This window comes from Burkholderia sp. Ed8, assembly GCF_040761425.1.
In the GTDB taxonomy this organism is placed as follows: domain Bacteria; phylum Pseudomonadota; class Gammaproteobacteria; order Burkholderiales; family Burkholderiaceae; genus Burkholderia; species Burkholderia seminalis.
On the sequence record NZ_CP142885.1, the window covers coordinates 528,156 to 542,977 of the forward strand.

The following is a 14,822-nucleotide window of genomic DNA, read 5'->3' on the forward strand; positions in this document are numbered from 1 at the left end:
GGCGATGCGCTTGACGAAGATTGATCTGAACCTGTTCGTCGTATTCGAGGCGATCTACAACAAGCGCAACCTGACGCGCGCGGCCGAGGTGCTGAACCTCACGCAGCCGGCCGTCAGCAATGCGCTGGCGCGGCTGCGCAAGACGCTGAACGATCCGCTGTTCGTCAGCACGCCGGCCGGGATGATGCCGACGCCGATGGCCGAGAACATCGTCGGCCGCGTGCGCGAGGCGCTGCAACTGCTCGATTCGAGCGCGCACGAAGGCGACGTGTTCGATCCGGCGTCTTCGGAGCGCGTGTTCCGGCTCAGCATGAGCGACCTGACCGAAGCGCTGCTGCTGCCCGCGCTCGGCGAGCTGCTGCAGACGCATGCGCCCGGCATGCACGTGCGCAGCTACACGATGGATCGCCGCGAAGTCGCGACCGCGCTCGCGAACGGCTCGGTCGACATCGCGATCGACGCGCCGCTGATCGGCGATCCGCATCTGCACCAGGCGTTGCTCGTGCGTGACCGCTACGCGTGCATGATCCGCGACGATCATCCGTTCAGGGGCGACACGCTCACCATGGACGACTACCTGTCGATGGGGCACATCCACGTGTCGAGCCGCCGCAAGGGCAGCGGGCACGTCGATGCGGAACTGACGCGCCTCGGGCTGCGCCGCAACATCCAGATGCGCGTGCAGCACTACATGGTCGCGCCGCTGATCGCGATGCGCGGCGATCTCGCGCTCACCGCGCCGCTGCGGCTGCTGCAGCGCTATCCGGCGCGCATCCTCGAACTGCCGTTCGAGATGCCGGGGCTCGACTACTTCTGCTACTGGCACCGCAGCGCGGATCAGGACCAGGGCAGCCAGTGGCTGCGCGAGCAACTGATGACGCTGATGGGCGGAATCGGCGACGTGCGGTGACGTAGCCGGGCAGCAACGGCCACTCGGCATCGCCCTCGACGTGTCGTCATGCTCGGCTTCGTGGCCGAAGCTGCGGCTCATCCCGTAGCACGACGATTCGACCGGCGGCGCCTCTCCGATGCGTCGCGGCGCCTACGCCGAACCGCTTACCCGCGTGTGCCGTCGCCACCGGTTTCCTCCGTGAACAACGCGAGGCCGGCAAGACTGGCTGCGCAGCAGGCCATCACATACCAGGCAGGCGCATAGAAGCTGCCGGTCGCACGCCACATCATGCCGACGATCAGTTGCGCAAAGCCGCCGAAGATCGTGACGCCGAGCGCATAGATCATCCCGAGCGACGTCGCGCGCACTTCGGGGCGCAGTGCCTCGAGGATCATCACGAAACAGGCCGGACTCGACAGCGTCATCAGGCCGATCAGAAGGGCGACGACGATGATGGCGGTCGTCACCGACGGCCACGCGTGCATCGCGTAAAAGGCGGGTAGGACGAGCAGGGCCGACACGACGCAGACGCTGCGCACCAGCGGCTTGCGGCGGCGGAGCCGGTCCGCGAGCCGTCCCGCGAACGGCGAGCCGGCCAGCAGCACGACGCCGGCCGTGCAGCCCGACAGCAGCGATACCGATGCCGGCATACCCGTCGTCAACGTCAGGAACGACGGCAGGAAGAACACGATCGTGTACATCGTCGACGTGCCGCCGATCACGAGCAACGTGCCAGCCGCGATCAACCGCCATGGAATGCGCACGCGCTCGCGCATAACACCGGATGTCGCGTGCGGCAGCGTGTCGTCGAGGTGACGCCGCAGGTAGAATCCAACCGGCCCGATCAGCAGGCCGAGCATGAACGGCACACGCCAGCCCCACGCATGCAGCGCGTCGGGCGACAGCGTGCGTGACAGCGTCAGCGCGACGAGTGCGCCGACGAGTGCCGCTCCGCCCTGGCTCGCCATCTGCCAGCTCACGAGTTCGCCGCGCCGGCGGGTGCCGCCCGATTCCATCAGCAACGTCGTCGCCGCGCCCACTTCGCCGCCGGCCGAGAAACCCTGCAGCAGACGCCCGACGACGATCAGCAACGGCGCCGCGATGCCGATCTGCGCGTAGGTCGGCGCGAAACCGATCAGCCCGGTGCCGAGCGCCATCAACGCGACGGTCAGCACGAGCGCCGGCTTGCGCCCGACGCGATCCGCATACGCGCCGATCGCGACACTGCCGAGCGGCCGCGCGACGAAGCCGACGCCGAACGTCGCGAGCGACAGCATCAACGCGCCCGTGTCGCTCGAGGCGGGAAAGAACAGCTTGCCGATCAGTGCCGCGAAAAAACTGTAGACGGTGAAATCGAAAAATTCGAGTCCGTTGCCGAGTGCGGCCGCGACGATCGTGCGGCGCATCGGGCGCTGTCCGGCATCCGCCGGGAGGGCGGCCGTGCGATTCAGTGTGTTCATCGAAGAGCGGCCATGGTCAGAAGTTGTGATACATGCCGAGCGACATCGTGACCGGCGTCGTCCCGGTGCGCGGCGCGGTGCTGCCGGGCTCGGTCGGCAACGGATTGCCGTTCAGCAGGACGGTCGAGATCCCGTAGTTGCGGATGAAACCGGCGCGGGCATAGAGGCCGGTGCGCTTCGACAGCAGGTAGTCGTAGCCGAGCATCACGCCGAGCGCCGAGTCCTTCGCCGGCCGGCCGGTTGCGTCGCGCACGCCCGACGTGTCGCGGTAGACGACCGACGCGCGGATCGCATTGACCCCGAACGGCACGATCGTGCCGACCGTGTAGACGCGCGCGATACCGTCGCCGGCCAGCTTCGGCGCGTACTGGTTGAAGGACGCGGACAGCACGAGCCGCCCGGTGTCGTGGACGACGCCGAATCCGTACAGGTCGTTGCGCACGGTGCTCGCGCCATTGACGCCCCAGGCCTGGTTGTAGCTCGCCGCCAGATAGGTGGTGCCGTTGTACCACTGCAGCAGCACCCCTTGTGCGGAGGCGGCCGGTGCGCGTCCGGCCACGTTGCTCGGGGCGAGCATCAGCATCAGCGACGTGGTGCCGGCGACGATCGGCGTGCGGTAAGTGATCGCGTTGTCGATGCGCGCCGGCAACTGTGTCGCGCCCGGGCCGAGGTCCGAGTTGTAGCCGACGCCACGGCTCGTTTGCACCGCCGCCGCACCGAGCCACGTATAGACCGAGTTCGTGCCCACCGTGCCGAACACGTCGATGAACAGCGGCAGTGCCGTTCCGATCTGCTTGCCGAAACGCAGCCGGCCGTAGCTGTCCGACGACAGGCCGACCCAGGATTGCCGGTTGTAGGTCGATTGCGGGTCCTGCTGCGCACCGCTGTTGGCGAGAAATCCGCTCTCGAGATTGAACTCGGCGCGCCAGCCGCCGCCGAGGTTCTCGCGGCCGAACAGGCCGAACTTCGACGTCCACTCACCGCCGCTCTGCGTCTGCCACAACGAGCGGCCGCCGACCGTCTGGTAATTGATCCCCATGTCCACCGAGCCGTACAGTGCGACGCCTTCCGCCATGCGGCCGTTGTACTCGGGGACGGCGGCGAGCAGCGTGTCCTGGTACGGCACGGCACGCGCGTGGCCTGCGCCGAGTGCAAGGCAGGCGGCGCTCAGTGCAATTCGTTTTTTCATTTGGATTCCTTATCGTGATGGCAGCGGATACGTCGCCTTTCCCCGCACGCGCTCGTCAGATGACCTTCAGGTAGCGCTCGGCGACCCCGGCGAGATAGGCCGCGCCCCAACTCAGCGCGGTGTCGTTGAAGTCGTAACCGGGGTTGTGCACCGAACAGCCGCCTTGCGAATCGACGCCGTTGCCGAGCAGCACGTAGCAACCCGGCACGCATTCGGTCATCCACGAGAAGTCCTCGCTGCCCATCACGCCGTCGGGCAAGAGCGTGAGCGCGCCGTCGCCGGCCAGCGCCGCGATGGTCTCCACCGCGAGATCCGACGCGGCAGGGTTGTTGTCGACGACGCGCGAGATCGATTGGTAGTCGACCTGCGCGGTCATGCCGTACGCTTGCGCATGCGTGTCGACGATCCGGTGGATTCGCGCCTCGATTTCATTGCGCGTGGCCGCGTCGAGTGCGCGCACCGACAACTGCAGCGTTGCGCTGTGCGGAATCACGTTCGGCGCGGTGCCTGCGTGAAACGTGCCGACGGTCACGACCGCCGGCTTCGCCGGGTCGATGTTGCGGGAGACGATCGACTGCAGCGCGGTGACGATGTATGCGCCCGCGACGATCGGATCGCTGGCGAGCTGCGGCATCGCCCCGTGGCCGCCATTGCCGGTCAGCGTGATCGTCACCGAATCGGACGACGCCATCATCGGGCCGTAGCGCAGCGCGAAATGACCGACCGGCACGCCCGGCGCGTTGTGCAGCGCATACACTCGCTCGCACGGGAATCGCTCGAACAGACCGTCGTCGATCATCCGCTTCGCGCCGCCGAGCCCTTCCTCGGCCGGCTGGAAGATCAGGTTCAGCGTGCCGTCGAAACGCCCCTGGCGGGCGAGATAGTGCGCCGCGGCGAGCAGGATCGCCGTATGGCCGTCGTGCCCGCACGCGTGCATCGTGCGCTCGACGGTGCTCGCATACGGCAGCCCGGTCGCCTCCTGGATCGGTAGCGCGTCCATGTCGGCGCGCAGGCCGAGCGTGCGCGCCGATGCGCCGCGCCGCAACCGGCCGACGACGCCGGTCCCGCCGACACCGGTCGTCACGTCATAGCCCCATTCGGCCAGCCGTTCGGCGACGAGCCGCGCGGTGCGGGTTTCGGCGAAGCCGAGTTCGGGATGGGCGTGGATGTCGCGCCGGATCGCGATGAATCGGGACTCGGACTCGCGGATGGCCGCGAGCACGTGAGCAAGGTCCTGCGTCATTGATGAGCTCCATGAGATCGGCCGCCTCGCGACCGTCACGGCCAAGCATAGGGAGACCCACCCGCTCAAAAAACTCACCAATTTTGATATAAATAACTTCCGGTGATACATTCCACATCATGAAAACCCATCAATTGCGCGCACTCGTCGCCGTGGCGACGGCCGGCAGCATCAAGGGCGCCGCAGCCGCGCTGCACGTGACCCAGCCGGCGGTCAGCAAGGCGATCCAGGAGATGGAGAACGAGTTCGGCGTGCCGCTGCTCGAGCGCATGCCGTGGGGCGTCGTGCCGACGCCGGAAGGCGACGCGCTGCTCGGGCGTGCGCAGGCGGTGGTCCGCGAGCTCGAACGGGCGCGCGAGGACATGGCGCACATGAAGGGCTTGCGCGACGGCCGGCTCGTGATCGGCTTCACGCCGATCGTCGCGGTGACGGGCTTCGCGGATGCGTATGCGACGTTTCGCCGTCACTGGCCGCACGTCGAGTGCGAACTGCGTGAGCTGACGTTCACCCAGCTCGCCGAGCAGTTACGCAACCGGACACTCGACCTCGCGTTTGCGGCCGTCACGGGCCCGCTCGCCGAATCGGCCGACGTGAAGGCGATTCGCGCCTTCGACACCGTGTTCGTCACGCGCGAGAACGGACGTTTTGCCGGCGCGACGTCGCTCGATGCGCTGCGCGAAGCGGAGTGGATCCACGCCGACGCGAGCGAGAGCTTTCCCGCGTACATCCGCGATCTGCACGAGCGGGCGGGGCTGCCGCCGCCGCACTGCGTCACCCGCTGTACGTCGTATGCGCTGTTCTACAGCCTGCTCTTGACCACCGACGCCGTCTTTTCGTGGACCCGGCACTCGCTCGCCGAGACCGTTTTCGGCCAGAAGCTGACGCCGTTGCCGCTGCCGATGTCACCGCCGCCGCTTCAACTGTACCGGCTCACGCCACCGGGGCTGCAGCTGACACGGCCCGCCTCCGACTTCCTCGCGTATGTCGAAACCGCATTCGCATCGCAGCCGGTCGTCGGGAAGGTTCCGTCGCGTTGATGCTCGGCAACTGCGGGTTGCTCGGCGACGCGCCTAGAAAGAATCGTCGTCGAAGTGCGACGAAGCCGGCCGGCGCTTCATGTCCTTCAGCCAGTCGCGGACGTTTTCCGGATCGTCGAACTCGCGCAGCGTCACGGTCAGGTCGTGGTTGCTGCGCTGCATCGCGGCGATGTCGCGCGTGAGCGTGCGCATCACGGTATCGGGCGCCAGCTTGACCGATGGCGCGATCCCGTAAGTTCGCCGGAAGTCGTTCTCGACGTGCCGGATCTCCTGATCGAGCTCGCGAATCTGCTCCTCCAGGATGCCGTTGTAGCGGGTCAGCCGGTCTTCGCTCAGGCCGTCGATCGCGCGCCGGTCGATCTGTTCGATCTCCAGCTGCAGTTCCAGCAATTGCAGCAGGTTGCCTTTTGCATACGCGTGGTTGACCCGCTGCATCAGCACGGTCTTGCGTGCCTGCTCCTGCGGATCGGTTTCGCGATCGGGGTGCAGCGCGCTCGCGAGCTTGCGATAGACCTCGCGGATCGACTTGCTCGATTCGGCCTGCTCGGCTTCGCGCCTCGCCGCCGCGGCCGATTGCCGGGGTGCTTTCCTGCGTTTGGCGCGCTGTGCCTCGCGGGCCTCGTGGGCGGCCATGTCGCGCTCGAACTGTTCGTCCAGCTCGGCTTGCATGCGCTCGGCGAGTTCGTCGGGCGACAGCATGTCGAGATCGTCCGCCGGCGCCACGTCGGGAGTCGGCTCCGCATGCTGCTTCGCCGGTGCGCGATCGGCCGCCGGGCGGTCGTCGTCCGATTTGGCGTGCCGGTTGTAGATGATTTTCAACTGCGCGTCGTCGCTGAAGTCGAGCAGGTTGCGCGCCATGCCGGCGATCAGCGCGGACAGCGTGCGCTGCTCGGCCTTGCTCAAGCCCTTCTGCAGGAACGCGTCGTCGAGCAGATTGAGCAAGCGGATCCGCAACGCGGTCGACGCCTGTTCGAGCGGCAGCAGCCCGTCGACGAATTTCTTCTGGAACGCGGGCATCACGGCGTCCCACGCGCCGAGCCGCTCGCGCCGCTGCTCGATCTGCTTGACGAGCGTATTGAACGTTTTCTGGGCTTTCGACAGGCTGGCTGCTTCGTGGCCGGGTGCGATGACGACCGCGGCACCGCGACGTGCGGTCATGATGAAGGTTCTCCGGCCGCGGCGGGAGGCGCGGCAGGCCGGTATTTTAGCCGGACGCGCGGCGAGCGGCCCGGCGGCGTTCTGTCCCGACGCAACCGGCCGCGCGCGTTACGGCTTCACGGTCGCCACCGCCGGCGTGCCCGCTTCCGTAGCCGGTGCGCCGTTCGATCCGTAGGCCGCCTCGGCGTGCTCGCGTTCGGCGAGGCGCTTGGCGGCCAGGCGTTCCTGCGCGGCGACGATGTCGCCCGGATAGTTGTCACCGTCGGCGGCGATCGGCACGTAGCCGACCGATTCGAGGTCGAACAGCTCTTGGCGGACCTGGGCGCGCGTGAGCGTCGAGTGCGACGACTGCGCGTACGACACGGCCGGCGCGGCGAGCAGAGCGGTGGCGGTAGCGGCGACGGCGGCGATGGTGACGATGACGGATTTCACGGTTTCCTCAGACGGTTTCGTTACGGTCCTGCACGCATTCGCTTGGCTGAACCGACGATGCAAGTTTAGGAACCCGCACCGCCCGGATAAATGGAGAATCCGTTCCAGCAGTGTTTCAGAACGAGTAAGAATGAGCCGCGCGGCGCCGGCGCGTCAGTCGCCGAACAATTGCCCCTGCCCCGAGATCACGCGCTCGAAATCGTCCCGCAGGAACGGCAGGATCGCGTCGGCGACGGGCTGGAGCTGGCGGCTCAGGTAGAACGCATAGTCGATCGGCGAGCGCATCGTTTCGAGCGGCTCGGGGCCGGCCGTCGTCATCACGTAGCTGATCCAGCCGCCGCGCTGATACTGCAGCGGCCGGCCCTGCGCGTGGTTGAACTCGTCGGCGATCCGCGCGGCGCGCACGTGCGGCGGCACGTTGCGTTCGTATTCGCGCAGCGGCCGGCGCACGCGCTTGCGGTAGACGAGCTGGTCGTCGAATTCGCCGGCCAGCGTGCGCCGCACGTAGTCGCGGATGAAATCCTGGTACGGCTCGCGCCGGAACACGCGCCGGTACAGCTCGCGCTGGAACTGCTGCGCGAGCGGCGTCCAGTCGGTGCGTACCGTCTCGAGCCCCTTGAAGACGAGGTCCTCGCCGCCGCCGGCCGCGGCCGCGAGGCCCGCGTAGCGCTTCTTGCTGCCTTCTTCCGCGCCGCGCACGGTCGGCATCAGGAAGCGGCGGTAGTGCCGCTCGTACTGCAGTTCCAGCGCGCTCTCGAGCCCGAAGCGGTCGCGCAGGTGCGCCTGCCACCAGCGGTTCACGTGCCCGACGAGCGCGCGGCCCTTCGCGCCGGCCTCGTCGTCGTCGTGCGCGCGGCCGAGCCACACGAACGTCGAATCGGTATCGCCGTAGATCACTTCGTAACCCTGCGCCTCGATCAGCTCGCGCGTGCGGTGCATGATCTCGTGGCCGCGCATCGTGATCGACGACGCGAGGCGCGGGTCGAAGAAGCGGCAACCCGTCGAGCCGAGCACGCCGTAGAACGAATTCATGATGATCTTCAGTGCCTGCGACAGCGGCGCGTTGCGCTGCCGCTTCGCATCGTCGCGGCCTTCCCATACGCGGCGCACGACATCGGGCAGGCAATGCGCGGTGCGCGAGAAACGCGCGCCGAGAAAGCCGGGCACCGAGGCGTCGTCGCCGGGGTTCGCGAGTCCTTCGATCAGGCCGACCGGATCGATCAGGAACGTGCGGATGATCGACGGATAAAGGCTCTTGTAGTCGAACACGAGCACCGAGTCGTACAGCCCGGGGCGCGAATCCATCACGAAGCCGCCGGGGCTGTTCTGTCCCGTCACGTCGCCGAGGTTCGGCGCGACGTAGCCGAGCCGGTGCATGCGCGGCAGGTACAGGTGCGTGAACGCCGCGACCGAGCCGCCGGTGCGATCGGCCGCGAGGCCCGTGACGCTCGCGCGTTCGAGCGCGAAGGACAGCAGGTCGGCCTTGTCGAAAATGCGCGTGACGAGCTCGCAGTCCTTCAGGTTGTAGCGTGCGAGCGCCGGCTTGTCGTGATCGAAGCGGCGCTGGATCTCGTCCATCCGCTGGTACGGGTTGTCGATCGACTTGCCTTCGCCGAGCAGCGCTTGCGACACGTACTCGAGGCTGAACGACGGAAAGGTCCACGTCGCGGATTTCAGCATGTCGATGCCGTCGAGGATCAGCCGGCCGGCCGCGCCCGCGAAGAAGTGGTCGGGCTGCTGGCCGTGCGCCCGCCAGTCGAGCACGCTGCCGCCGCGCCCGAGCTTCAGCGGGATGCCGTATTGCTCCGCATGCGCATGCAGGATGCGCAAGTCGAACTGCACGAGGTTCCAGCCGATCACCGCATCGGGATCGTGCGCGTCGAACCATTCGTTGAGCCGCGCGAGCAGCGCGGGCCGGGTATCGCAGTAGTCGAGGTCGAAATCGAGGGGGCCGGCATCGCCGCTTGCATCGCCGTTGGGCGGGCCGAGCATGTAGACCTGGCGTTGCCCGCAGCCTTCGAGCGCGATCGAATACAGTTCGCCGTGGACGCTGGTTTCGATGTCGAGCGACACGCAGCGCAGCGTCGGGCGGTAGCCGTCGGCGGGCTTCAGCTCGGCGACTGTCAGCGTGCCGTCGCGGCCGGGCTGGCCGCGAAACTGCACGGACGCCGTGATGAAGCGCTCCATCGCGTAGCGGTCGGGCGGCTGCACGTCGGCCTCGTAGACGTCGACGCCGGCGGCGGCCAGGCGCTTCTGGAGCGCGGACAGATGACGGTAGCGCTTGCAATAGAGGCCGACGACCGGGCGCTGCCGGAAGTCGCGCAGCGCGAGCGGACGCAATTCGGCTTCGCGCTCGCCGGCCAGCGCGCGTTCGGCGAGTGCCTGCTGTTCGGCCGGAATGAACGCGACGGCTTCCTGCGGGCGCAAGCGCACGCGGCGCGGACCGTGTTCGGTTGCCAGCCAGAACTCGATCTCGATGCCGGATGCGGTGTCCCGCCAGTGGCGGGTGAGGATGAAACCCTGCTCGAACGCCGTCAAAACGCTTGCTCGTCGTGAATGCCCAGGCGGCGGATTTTAGCGCCTGGCCCGGGTTCACGCTCGCGCCGGCCGCGCGCGAAGCCGGCAGCGCTCGAACGGTTCGCGTTCCGCGGCGGCGGGTTGCCTGCCCGGTTGCGGATCGTCCGTGCTCAACCGAACTGCGCGCTCAGCCATCCTTTGGCCCATTGGGTCGCGTAGGCGACTGCATCATCGCGCGCATCGAAGCCGGCGAGATCGCCGCTGGCGTGCACTTCCCGTTCATCTCCGTCCAGGAGAATCGTGGTGATCCGCGCATGCGCGATGTATTCGCCGTCCGCCCTGCGCGGTGTCGGGTCGATCCGGAAACGTGTCGTGTCGAAGCGCATGGGCGCCTCCCTGTCGGGTTACCGCGAGTGGGCTGGCGCGGGAGGGGGAAGAATGGACCGGCAAACCGGATGCCGCCCGCAGGGAGAGGAGAAAGCCCGCTGCTCCGGAACTGCTTCGGAGCCACGCTCAAGCGACGGGACAGGAAGGGGGCATCACGGCCGCTCGACGGCGCCGGGGCGATCGGTCGCGGTGAGGGGCCCGATCGAATTCAAGGAGGGACGCGGCGCAACGCGCCGGAATCGGCCGCCGGTCATCCGTCGCCTCGATCGTACGCCGTTCAATCCGTTTGTATAGCGAAATTTCGAGCGGATTTCCGCAGCCGCGACGGGCCTTCGCGCCGCGGCGACGGCATGCACGGCAGCGGTAGCGCGTATAGTGGAGCAAGCGCTGTTCAGTGGTTCGCGTCGACACGAGCGAGATCGGCAACGTACCTCCGGAAGAAACGGCGTGCCCATGAAAATCGATCGCAGTGCCATTCCCTGTTATCTCGTCCTGCGTGCCGGCTGGGCGCCGTACGTATTGAATGAAGATCGCCGGGTGCTTCGCCGCGAGGCGAGCCCGCTGTTGCGGGCGTTTGCACGGTCGCGCGGCCGGTTCGCGCATGTCGACGGCGTCGCATGGAACATCTTCTCCGACACCGAGGGTCTGTCGGCGATCGAGCGTCGCGAGACCGCGTTCTTCGCGTTGATCAACGGCACCGAAACCGAACATCAGTTGCGCTTGCTGGCGTCCCTCTGAGCGTGTCGTCGGGACGGTGCGAACGACGGCCGCGCGTTCCGCCCCTCGACCGAAAGCGCTTGACACACCTGTTGACGAGGCGTACTGTCGGCCGCGTAAGTATTCAAGAAGCGCGATTGCTGCTCATCATCGACCGCAGCCTGCGGTATTCGTTGTCCTCTCCCTCCTTGATTATTTTTTTGTGTCCGCGTCTTTTCGGATGCGTGCGCTCGTCCATACTTTCAGGAGATCTAACATGGATAACGGTACCGTCAAGTGGTTCAACGACAGCAAGGGTTTCGGCTTCATCACGCCCGACAGCGGCGGCGACGATCTGTTCGCCCACTTCTCCGAGATTCGCGGTGAGGGCTTCAAGACGCTCGCCGAGGGCCAGAAGGTCAGCTACGAGACGAAGACGGGCCCCAAGGGCCTGCAGGCAGCGAACATCACCCCGCTGTAATTCATTGCCCGGGTGCGTCAGCATCGTTCATGAGGCGGCGCGTCGTCGCCGCTTCACGGGTGACGCACCGCCGTCGAACTCGCGCGCATGCCGATCCCGGGCATGCATCGCCGTGCGCGTGTTCGGCCGCGCGCGCGATTTGACGCGTCACGCTCATCGGATCGCGCAAGCGGTGCGGCAGGAGAACCCGCATGACCCGAAGTCAGTCCCGCAGCAACAAGCCGCCGCCGCGCGCCAAGCCGGCCATCATGCTGCCCAGGCTCGGCACCGCATTGAACTGGGTGCCGCCCAAACCCGCCGCACTCACGAAATCGCGCCCGAAGAAGCGCTTGCCGGCGCCGTAATCGCGATCCGGATCGGATGGCGCGGCGAGTGTCGGCTTCGTGGCCGGACACCGTGTGCCGTCCGGCTGCACCCGCGCGCCTGGTCGCGCGCAACCCGGAATTAGTTGGGCGTCCGACAAACGATGCGCGTATGATGGGTTCATTCGAGCCGGCATCCGCCCACCGGCCGCTCGCCCCTCCTAATACCCGCTTGCTGCATCGCCCCGCCTCCGCGCTGCAACGTTGTCCCATTCACCCTACCTGCCCGCCCCGCAACGGGGATGCAGGCCGGATGTGTTCGCCCATGCGATGCGCCGTGGCCGAACGCCAGGAGTTCGTCATGAGCATGCATATCTACCGTGGATTCGAGATTTATCCACTGATTTACCCTCACGTGCCGGCGCCCAATGGCAGCCCGCACAACTACGATGCCGGTTTCGACGCGGCGGTCAAGATTTGCCTTCGCGGCACCGACGATACGCTGACCCGCAGCCAGACTTTCATGGTGCGTGAGCGTCGCCCGTTCGACAACGCCGGCGACGCGCGTCGCGCTTCGCTGCGCTTCGCCGAGAGCATCATCGACAGCAATCGCGACAAACAGGATTTCTTCGCCGCCTCGCTTTGATGCGACGCGGTCGGGCAATGCAATGCGTGATGAATTCGGAGAGCGAAATGATTGTCGATGAACTGCTTGGATTGATCGGACGACGCGAGGTGACGTGGACGGGCACGGCGGTGCCTGCCGGAGTCGCCGATTCGGCGCTGTGCCATCAGCAGGAACTGCAGATGTTCGCGGCGGTACGCGCACTGTCGATCGGAGCCGGATATTCGGAATTCGAGTCGGACGGGATCGCGAGTGCCGTCATGACACGGCTTGGCTAGTTTTGCGTTCCCCCTTTCCCTTTTCCTTTCCCTGAAACAGGACCCTGATGACAACCATTACGCTGAAGGTCAACGAACCGATCGATGTCGCGCTGCGGCGATTCCGCCGCGGCATCGAGAAAACCGGGCTGATCCGGGAGCTGCGCAGTCGCACCGGCTATGAAAAGCCGACGACCGAACGCAAGCGGAAAAAGGCCAGCGCCGTGGCCAGGCAGCGCCTGCGTGCGAAGCGCATGCTGCCGCCGCGCAAAATGTACTAGGAGAACATCGTGTACAACATGCCGGCCGAGGCACCCCCGTTCTTCCCGTTGACGAAATGTGAAGTCGATCTCGATCGGCAGAAGGACATGGTGACACTGCTGCCGAGCTTCTATGCGTTCGGATGCGAGTACACCAGCCGCGGTTTTCTGATCGGGCGGGACGATGCGTTCAAGCTGATCGCCGCGCTCGAGAAGGCGCTCAGCGTTCAGGGGTGAGGTGGGCGGCGGCTCCGCACCGTCCTCGTCGCACAAGCCTCTCTTGCTCGATCGCGTCACCGTGCCCGGCTCGCGCCGCGAACCTCGGCAGTACCCGCCGACACGCTGGCCGCCCACATCGCCGTCCCAAGGCAAGCCGTTGCGACGATCGCCGTCGCGGCCGGCACCCTCGGCATGAACGCCGGAAAACTATGCGCGATGCAGCGTTTCGAGCACGGCCGATGACGGCCGCTCGCCAGCGCCATGGCCCTTCGACTGCAGCCCGGGCATCATGCCGACGACAAAGTCGATGAACGCTCGTACCTTGGCCGGAACGTGACTCCGGCTGGGGTAATAGACATAAAGCGGGAACGTCTCGTCGCTCCAGTCCGTCAGGATCGGCTCCAGCGTGCCGGCACGCAGGTGCGCGTCGATTCCGAGGTCGATCAGCTGGGCGATCCCGAAGCCTGCAACGCACGCGCCGATTTTGGTTCCCGCATCCGTGACGGTCAGATTCCCGTTGACAGCCACTTTCACTTTCTCGTTGTCGCGCCAGAATTCCCAGTCGAAGGGCCGACCGGTAGCCGGATCGATGGCCAGGATGCATTCATGGCCGTCATCGACCAGATCCTGCGGCGACCTTGGCCGGCCGCGTTGCGCCAGGTAGGACGGCGCGGCCACCGTCAGGACCCGCGGGCTGTACAGCCTGCGACAGACCAACGTGGAAACGGACGGCGGCCCGAATCGTATCGCGAGATCGAAACCGTCGCTAACCAGATCCGACAGGTCGTTCCGGGTTTCCAGCTTCACATGAAGCGCTGGGTAATCCTTCATGAACTGGGCCAGCTCCGGCGCCAGCACAAGTCGAGCGAACGCCGCGTCGCACGCCACACGGAGCGTTCCGTTGACGACCGAGGTCTGGCCGGCGGCTTCGGCGGTCGCCTCTTCGATTCCCTGGAGCAACGGCCGCACTTTCGACAACAGCGCGTGGCCAGCGTCCGTCACTTCGACGTGCCGGCTGGTGCGATGCACGAGCTTCGCGTGCAGGCGGTCTTCCAGTCGCTGAATGGCGCGACTGACCGCCGGCTGAGTCCTGCCCAGACGGGATGCCGCACGGCCAAAGCTCCCGGATTCGGCGATGGCCGCAAGCACGAGCAAGCCGCCGACAAGTCCTCCGTCGAGGTCTTCCATGATCCATGAGTTCCTGTAATGGCAGCGATAAACGGGCCGCCGTAGCCGAGGCGAGGACGATCGCTCACTATACGAGCCGTTCACTCTCGAGGAAAGCCAGTCATGACCCAGACCCAAGCCGTCGTCGCGTTGATCGAGGATTACTTCAATCTGGCTTACGAGCCGAAGAGCCGTGACTTCAACAAGGTCTTTCACCCGAGCTGCCTGATTCAGTGGCTGGACGAAGGCCGGCTGCGCACGCTGTCGTCGTCGGAGTACGAGGCGCTCGTCAACGGGAGGCCGAGCCCCCGGTCAAGCGGCGCACCCCGAGACGACGCGATCCTCTCCATGGCGCACGTCTCGGACGGCCTTTCGACGGCCACGGTGCGGGTGCGGATCGGAAGCCGGCTGTTCAACGATCACTTCGTCATGCACAAGGTGGATGGCAGTTGGCTGATCGCCACCAAGGCGTCCGCCATCGTGCATACGTTCGACTGAAA

The 14,822-nt window shown here is 66.5% G+C and carries 18 protein-coding genes; 9 read left to right on the top strand and 9 right to left on the bottom strand.

Annotation, left to right across the window (positions count from 1 at the left end):
• Positions 1-4: 4 nt before the first annotated feature.
• Positions 5-910 carry a LysR family transcriptional regulator gene (locus tag VXM69_RS02480; protein ID WP_034189699.1) on the top strand — a complete coding sequence of 302 codons (906 nt, stop codon included), beginning with the start codon at positions 5-7 and terminating at the stop codon, positions 908-910.
• A gap of 146 nt (positions 911-1,056) precedes the next feature.
• Here VXM69_RS02480 and VXM69_RS02485 read toward each other — a convergent pair whose 3' ends face one another.
• The 3 genes from VXM69_RS02485 to VXM69_RS02495 are packed head-to-tail and all read right to left on the bottom strand — an operon-like array spanning position 1,057 to position 4,784.
• Positions 1,057-2,352 (bottom strand): MFS transporter, encoded by a 1,296-nt coding sequence (locus tag VXM69_RS02485; protein WP_367188930.1) that lies wholly within the window; start codon positions 2,350-2,352, stop codon positions 1,057-1,059.
• Between the two features lie 16 nt (positions 2,353-2,368).
• Positions 2,369-3,541, bottom strand: coding sequence for a porin (locus tag VXM69_RS02490; protein WP_049032063.1), 1,173 nt, complete (start codon positions 3,539-3,541; stop codon positions 2,369-2,371).
• Between the two features lie 55 nt (positions 3,542-3,596).
• Complete coding sequence (locus tag VXM69_RS02495; protein ID WP_059556361.1) at positions 3,597-4,784, bottom strand: M20 aminoacylase family protein; 1,188 nt, start codon at positions 4,782-4,784, stop codon at positions 3,597-3,599.
• A gap of 119 nt (positions 4,785-4,903) precedes the next feature.
• On the opposite strand from VXM69_RS02495, the gene VXM69_RS02500 reads away from it, so the two are divergent.
• Positions 4,904-5,821: a LysR family transcriptional regulator gene (locus tag VXM69_RS02500; RefSeq protein WP_034189695.1), complete on the top strand. Its 918-nt coding sequence runs from the start codon at positions 4,904-4,906 to the stop codon at positions 5,819-5,821.
• A 33-nt stretch (positions 5,822-5,854) separates the two neighbouring features.
• On the opposite strand, the gene VXM69_RS02505 is transcribed toward VXM69_RS02500, so the two are convergent.
• From VXM69_RS02505 to VXM69_RS02520, 4 genes are all read right to left on the bottom strand, one after another.
• The gene (locus VXM69_RS02505; RefSeq protein WP_049029916.1) at positions 5,855-6,979 is read right to left on the bottom strand and encodes a J domain-containing protein; all 1,125 of its coding nucleotides are present in this window, start codon (positions 6,977-6,979) and stop codon (positions 5,855-5,857) included.
• Between the two features lie 108 nt (positions 6,980-7,087).
• Positions 7,088-7,411, bottom strand: a complete 324-nt coding sequence (locus VXM69_RS02510) for a DUF4148 domain-containing protein (RefSeq protein WP_034189693.1) — start codon at positions 7,409-7,411, stop codon at positions 7,088-7,090.
• Positions 7,412-7,564: 153 nt separating this feature from the next.
• Positions 7,565-9,949 (bottom strand): DNA polymerase II, encoded by a 2,385-nt coding sequence (locus tag VXM69_RS02515; protein WP_034189692.1) that lies wholly within the window; start codon positions 9,947-9,949, stop codon positions 7,565-7,567.
• A gap of 149 nt (positions 9,950-10,098) precedes the next feature.
• Positions 10,099-10,314 (bottom strand): hypothetical protein, encoded by a 216-nt coding sequence (locus VXM69_RS02520; protein WP_049035401.1) that lies wholly within the window; start codon positions 10,312-10,314, stop codon positions 10,099-10,101.
• A gap of 454 nt (positions 10,315-10,768) precedes the next feature.
• Between VXM69_RS02520 and VXM69_RS02525 the strand changes: the two genes are divergently transcribed.
• Positions 10,769-11,053, top strand: a complete 285-nt coding sequence (locus VXM69_RS02525) for a hypothetical protein (RefSeq protein WP_034189690.1) — start codon at positions 10,769-10,771, stop codon at positions 11,051-11,053.
• Between the two features lie 235 nt (positions 11,054-11,288).
• Positions 11,289-11,492, top strand: coding sequence for a cold-shock protein (locus VXM69_RS02530; protein WP_034189689.1), 204 nt, complete (start codon positions 11,289-11,291; stop codon positions 11,490-11,492).
• A gap of 202 nt (positions 11,493-11,694) precedes the next feature.
• On the opposite strand, the gene VXM69_RS02535 is transcribed toward VXM69_RS02530, so the two are convergent.
• Positions 11,695-11,979, bottom strand: a complete 285-nt coding sequence (locus VXM69_RS02535) for a hypothetical protein (protein ID WP_154233781.1) — start codon at positions 11,977-11,979, stop codon at positions 11,695-11,697.
• A 176-nt stretch (positions 11,980-12,155) separates the two neighbouring features.
• Between VXM69_RS02535 and VXM69_RS02540 the strand changes: the two genes are divergently transcribed.
• Genes VXM69_RS02540 through VXM69_RS02555 form a run of 4 tightly spaced genes read left to right on the top strand, consistent with a single transcriptional unit; the run spans position 12,156 to position 13,173 of the window.
• Entirely contained in the window at positions 12,156-12,440 is a 285-nt protein-coding gene (locus VXM69_RS02540) for a hypothetical protein (protein WP_034189783.1), read from the top strand.
• A 47-nt stretch (positions 12,441-12,487) separates the two neighbouring features.
• Positions 12,488-12,697 carry a hypothetical protein gene (locus VXM69_RS02545; protein ID WP_034189782.1) on the top strand — a complete coding sequence of 70 codons (210 nt, stop codon included), beginning with the start codon at positions 12,488-12,490 and terminating at the stop codon, positions 12,695-12,697.
• Between the two features lie 47 nt (positions 12,698-12,744).
• Positions 12,745-12,957, top strand: a complete 213-nt coding sequence (gene rpsU, locus VXM69_RS02550; RefSeq protein WP_034189687.1) for a 30S ribosomal protein S21 — start codon at positions 12,745-12,747, stop codon at positions 12,955-12,957.
• Positions 12,958-12,966: 9 nt separating this feature from the next.
• Positions 12,967-13,173, top strand: a complete 207-nt coding sequence (locus tag VXM69_RS02555; RefSeq protein WP_034189686.1) for a hypothetical protein — start codon at positions 12,967-12,969, stop codon at positions 13,171-13,173.
• A gap of 189 nt (positions 13,174-13,362) precedes the next feature.
• Here the strand turns inward: VXM69_RS02555 and VXM69_RS02560 are convergent, their stop codons facing one another.
• Positions 13,363-14,343 (bottom strand): LysR family transcriptional regulator, encoded by a 981-nt coding sequence (locus VXM69_RS02560; protein ID WP_059556356.1) that lies wholly within the window; start codon positions 14,341-14,343, stop codon positions 13,363-13,365.
• A 102-nt stretch (positions 14,344-14,445) separates the two neighbouring features.
• Between VXM69_RS02560 and VXM69_RS02565 the strand changes: the two genes are divergently transcribed.
• A complete protein-coding gene (locus VXM69_RS02565) occupies positions 14,446-14,820 on the top strand; it encodes a nuclear transport factor 2 family protein (protein WP_034189681.1) in 375 nt (124 codons plus the stop codon).
• The last annotated feature ends 2 nt before the right edge of the window (positions 14,821-14,822 follow it).

What these genes read in the sequence shown, in the direction of transcription:
- VXM69_RS02485 (WP_367188930.1), bottom strand. Translation starts at nt 2,352, where the DNA reads ATGAACACACTGAATCGCACGGCCGCCCTCCCGGCGGATGCCGGACAG.
- VXM69_RS02480 (WP_034189699.1), top strand. Translation starts at nt 5, where the DNA reads ATGCGCTTGACGAAGATTGATCTGAACCTGTTCGTCGTATTCGAGGCG.
- VXM69_RS02540 (WP_034189783.1), top strand. Translation starts at nt 12,156, where the DNA reads ATGAGCATGCATATCTACCGTGGATTCGAGATTTATCCACTGATTTAC.
- VXM69_RS02490 (WP_049032063.1), bottom strand. Translation starts at nt 3,541, where the DNA reads ATGAAAAAACGAATTGCACTGAGCGCCGCCTGCCTTGCACTCGGCGCA.
- VXM69_RS02565 (WP_034189681.1), top strand. Translation starts at nt 14,446, where the DNA reads ATGACCCAGACCCAAGCCGTCGTCGCGTTGATCGAGGATTACTTCAAT.
- rpsU (WP_034189687.1), top strand. Translation starts at nt 12,745, where the DNA reads ATGACAACCATTACGCTGAAGGTCAACGAACCGATCGATGTCGCGCTG.
- VXM69_RS02545 (WP_034189782.1), top strand. Translation starts at nt 12,488, where the DNA reads ATGATTGTCGATGAACTGCTTGGATTGATCGGACGACGCGAGGTGACG.
- VXM69_RS02525 (WP_034189690.1), top strand. Translation starts at nt 10,769, where the DNA reads ATGAAAATCGATCGCAGTGCCATTCCCTGTTATCTCGTCCTGCGTGCC.
- VXM69_RS02505 (WP_049029916.1), bottom strand. Translation starts at nt 6,979, where the DNA reads ATGACCGCACGTCGCGGTGCCGCGGTCGTCATCGCACCCGGCCACGAA.
- VXM69_RS02560 (WP_059556356.1), bottom strand. Translation starts at nt 14,343, where the DNA reads ATGGAAGACCTCGACGGAGGACTTGTCGGCGGCTTGCTCGTGCTTGCG.
- VXM69_RS02495 (WP_059556361.1), bottom strand. Translation starts at nt 4,784, where the DNA reads ATGACGCAGGACCTTGCTCACGTGCTCGCGGCCATCCGCGAGTCCGAG.
- VXM69_RS02500 (WP_034189695.1), top strand. Translation starts at nt 4,904, where the DNA reads ATGAAAACCCATCAATTGCGCGCACTCGTCGCCGTGGCGACGGCCGGC.
- VXM69_RS02535 (WP_154233781.1), bottom strand. Translation starts at nt 11,979, where the DNA reads ATGAACCCATCATACGCGCATCGTTTGTCGGACGCCCAACTAATTCCG.
- VXM69_RS02530 (WP_034189689.1), top strand. Translation starts at nt 11,289, where the DNA reads ATGGATAACGGTACCGTCAAGTGGTTCAACGACAGCAAGGGTTTCGGC.
- VXM69_RS02520 (WP_049035401.1), bottom strand. Translation starts at nt 10,314, where the DNA reads ATGCGCTTCGACACGACACGTTTCCGGATCGACCCGACACCGCGCAGG.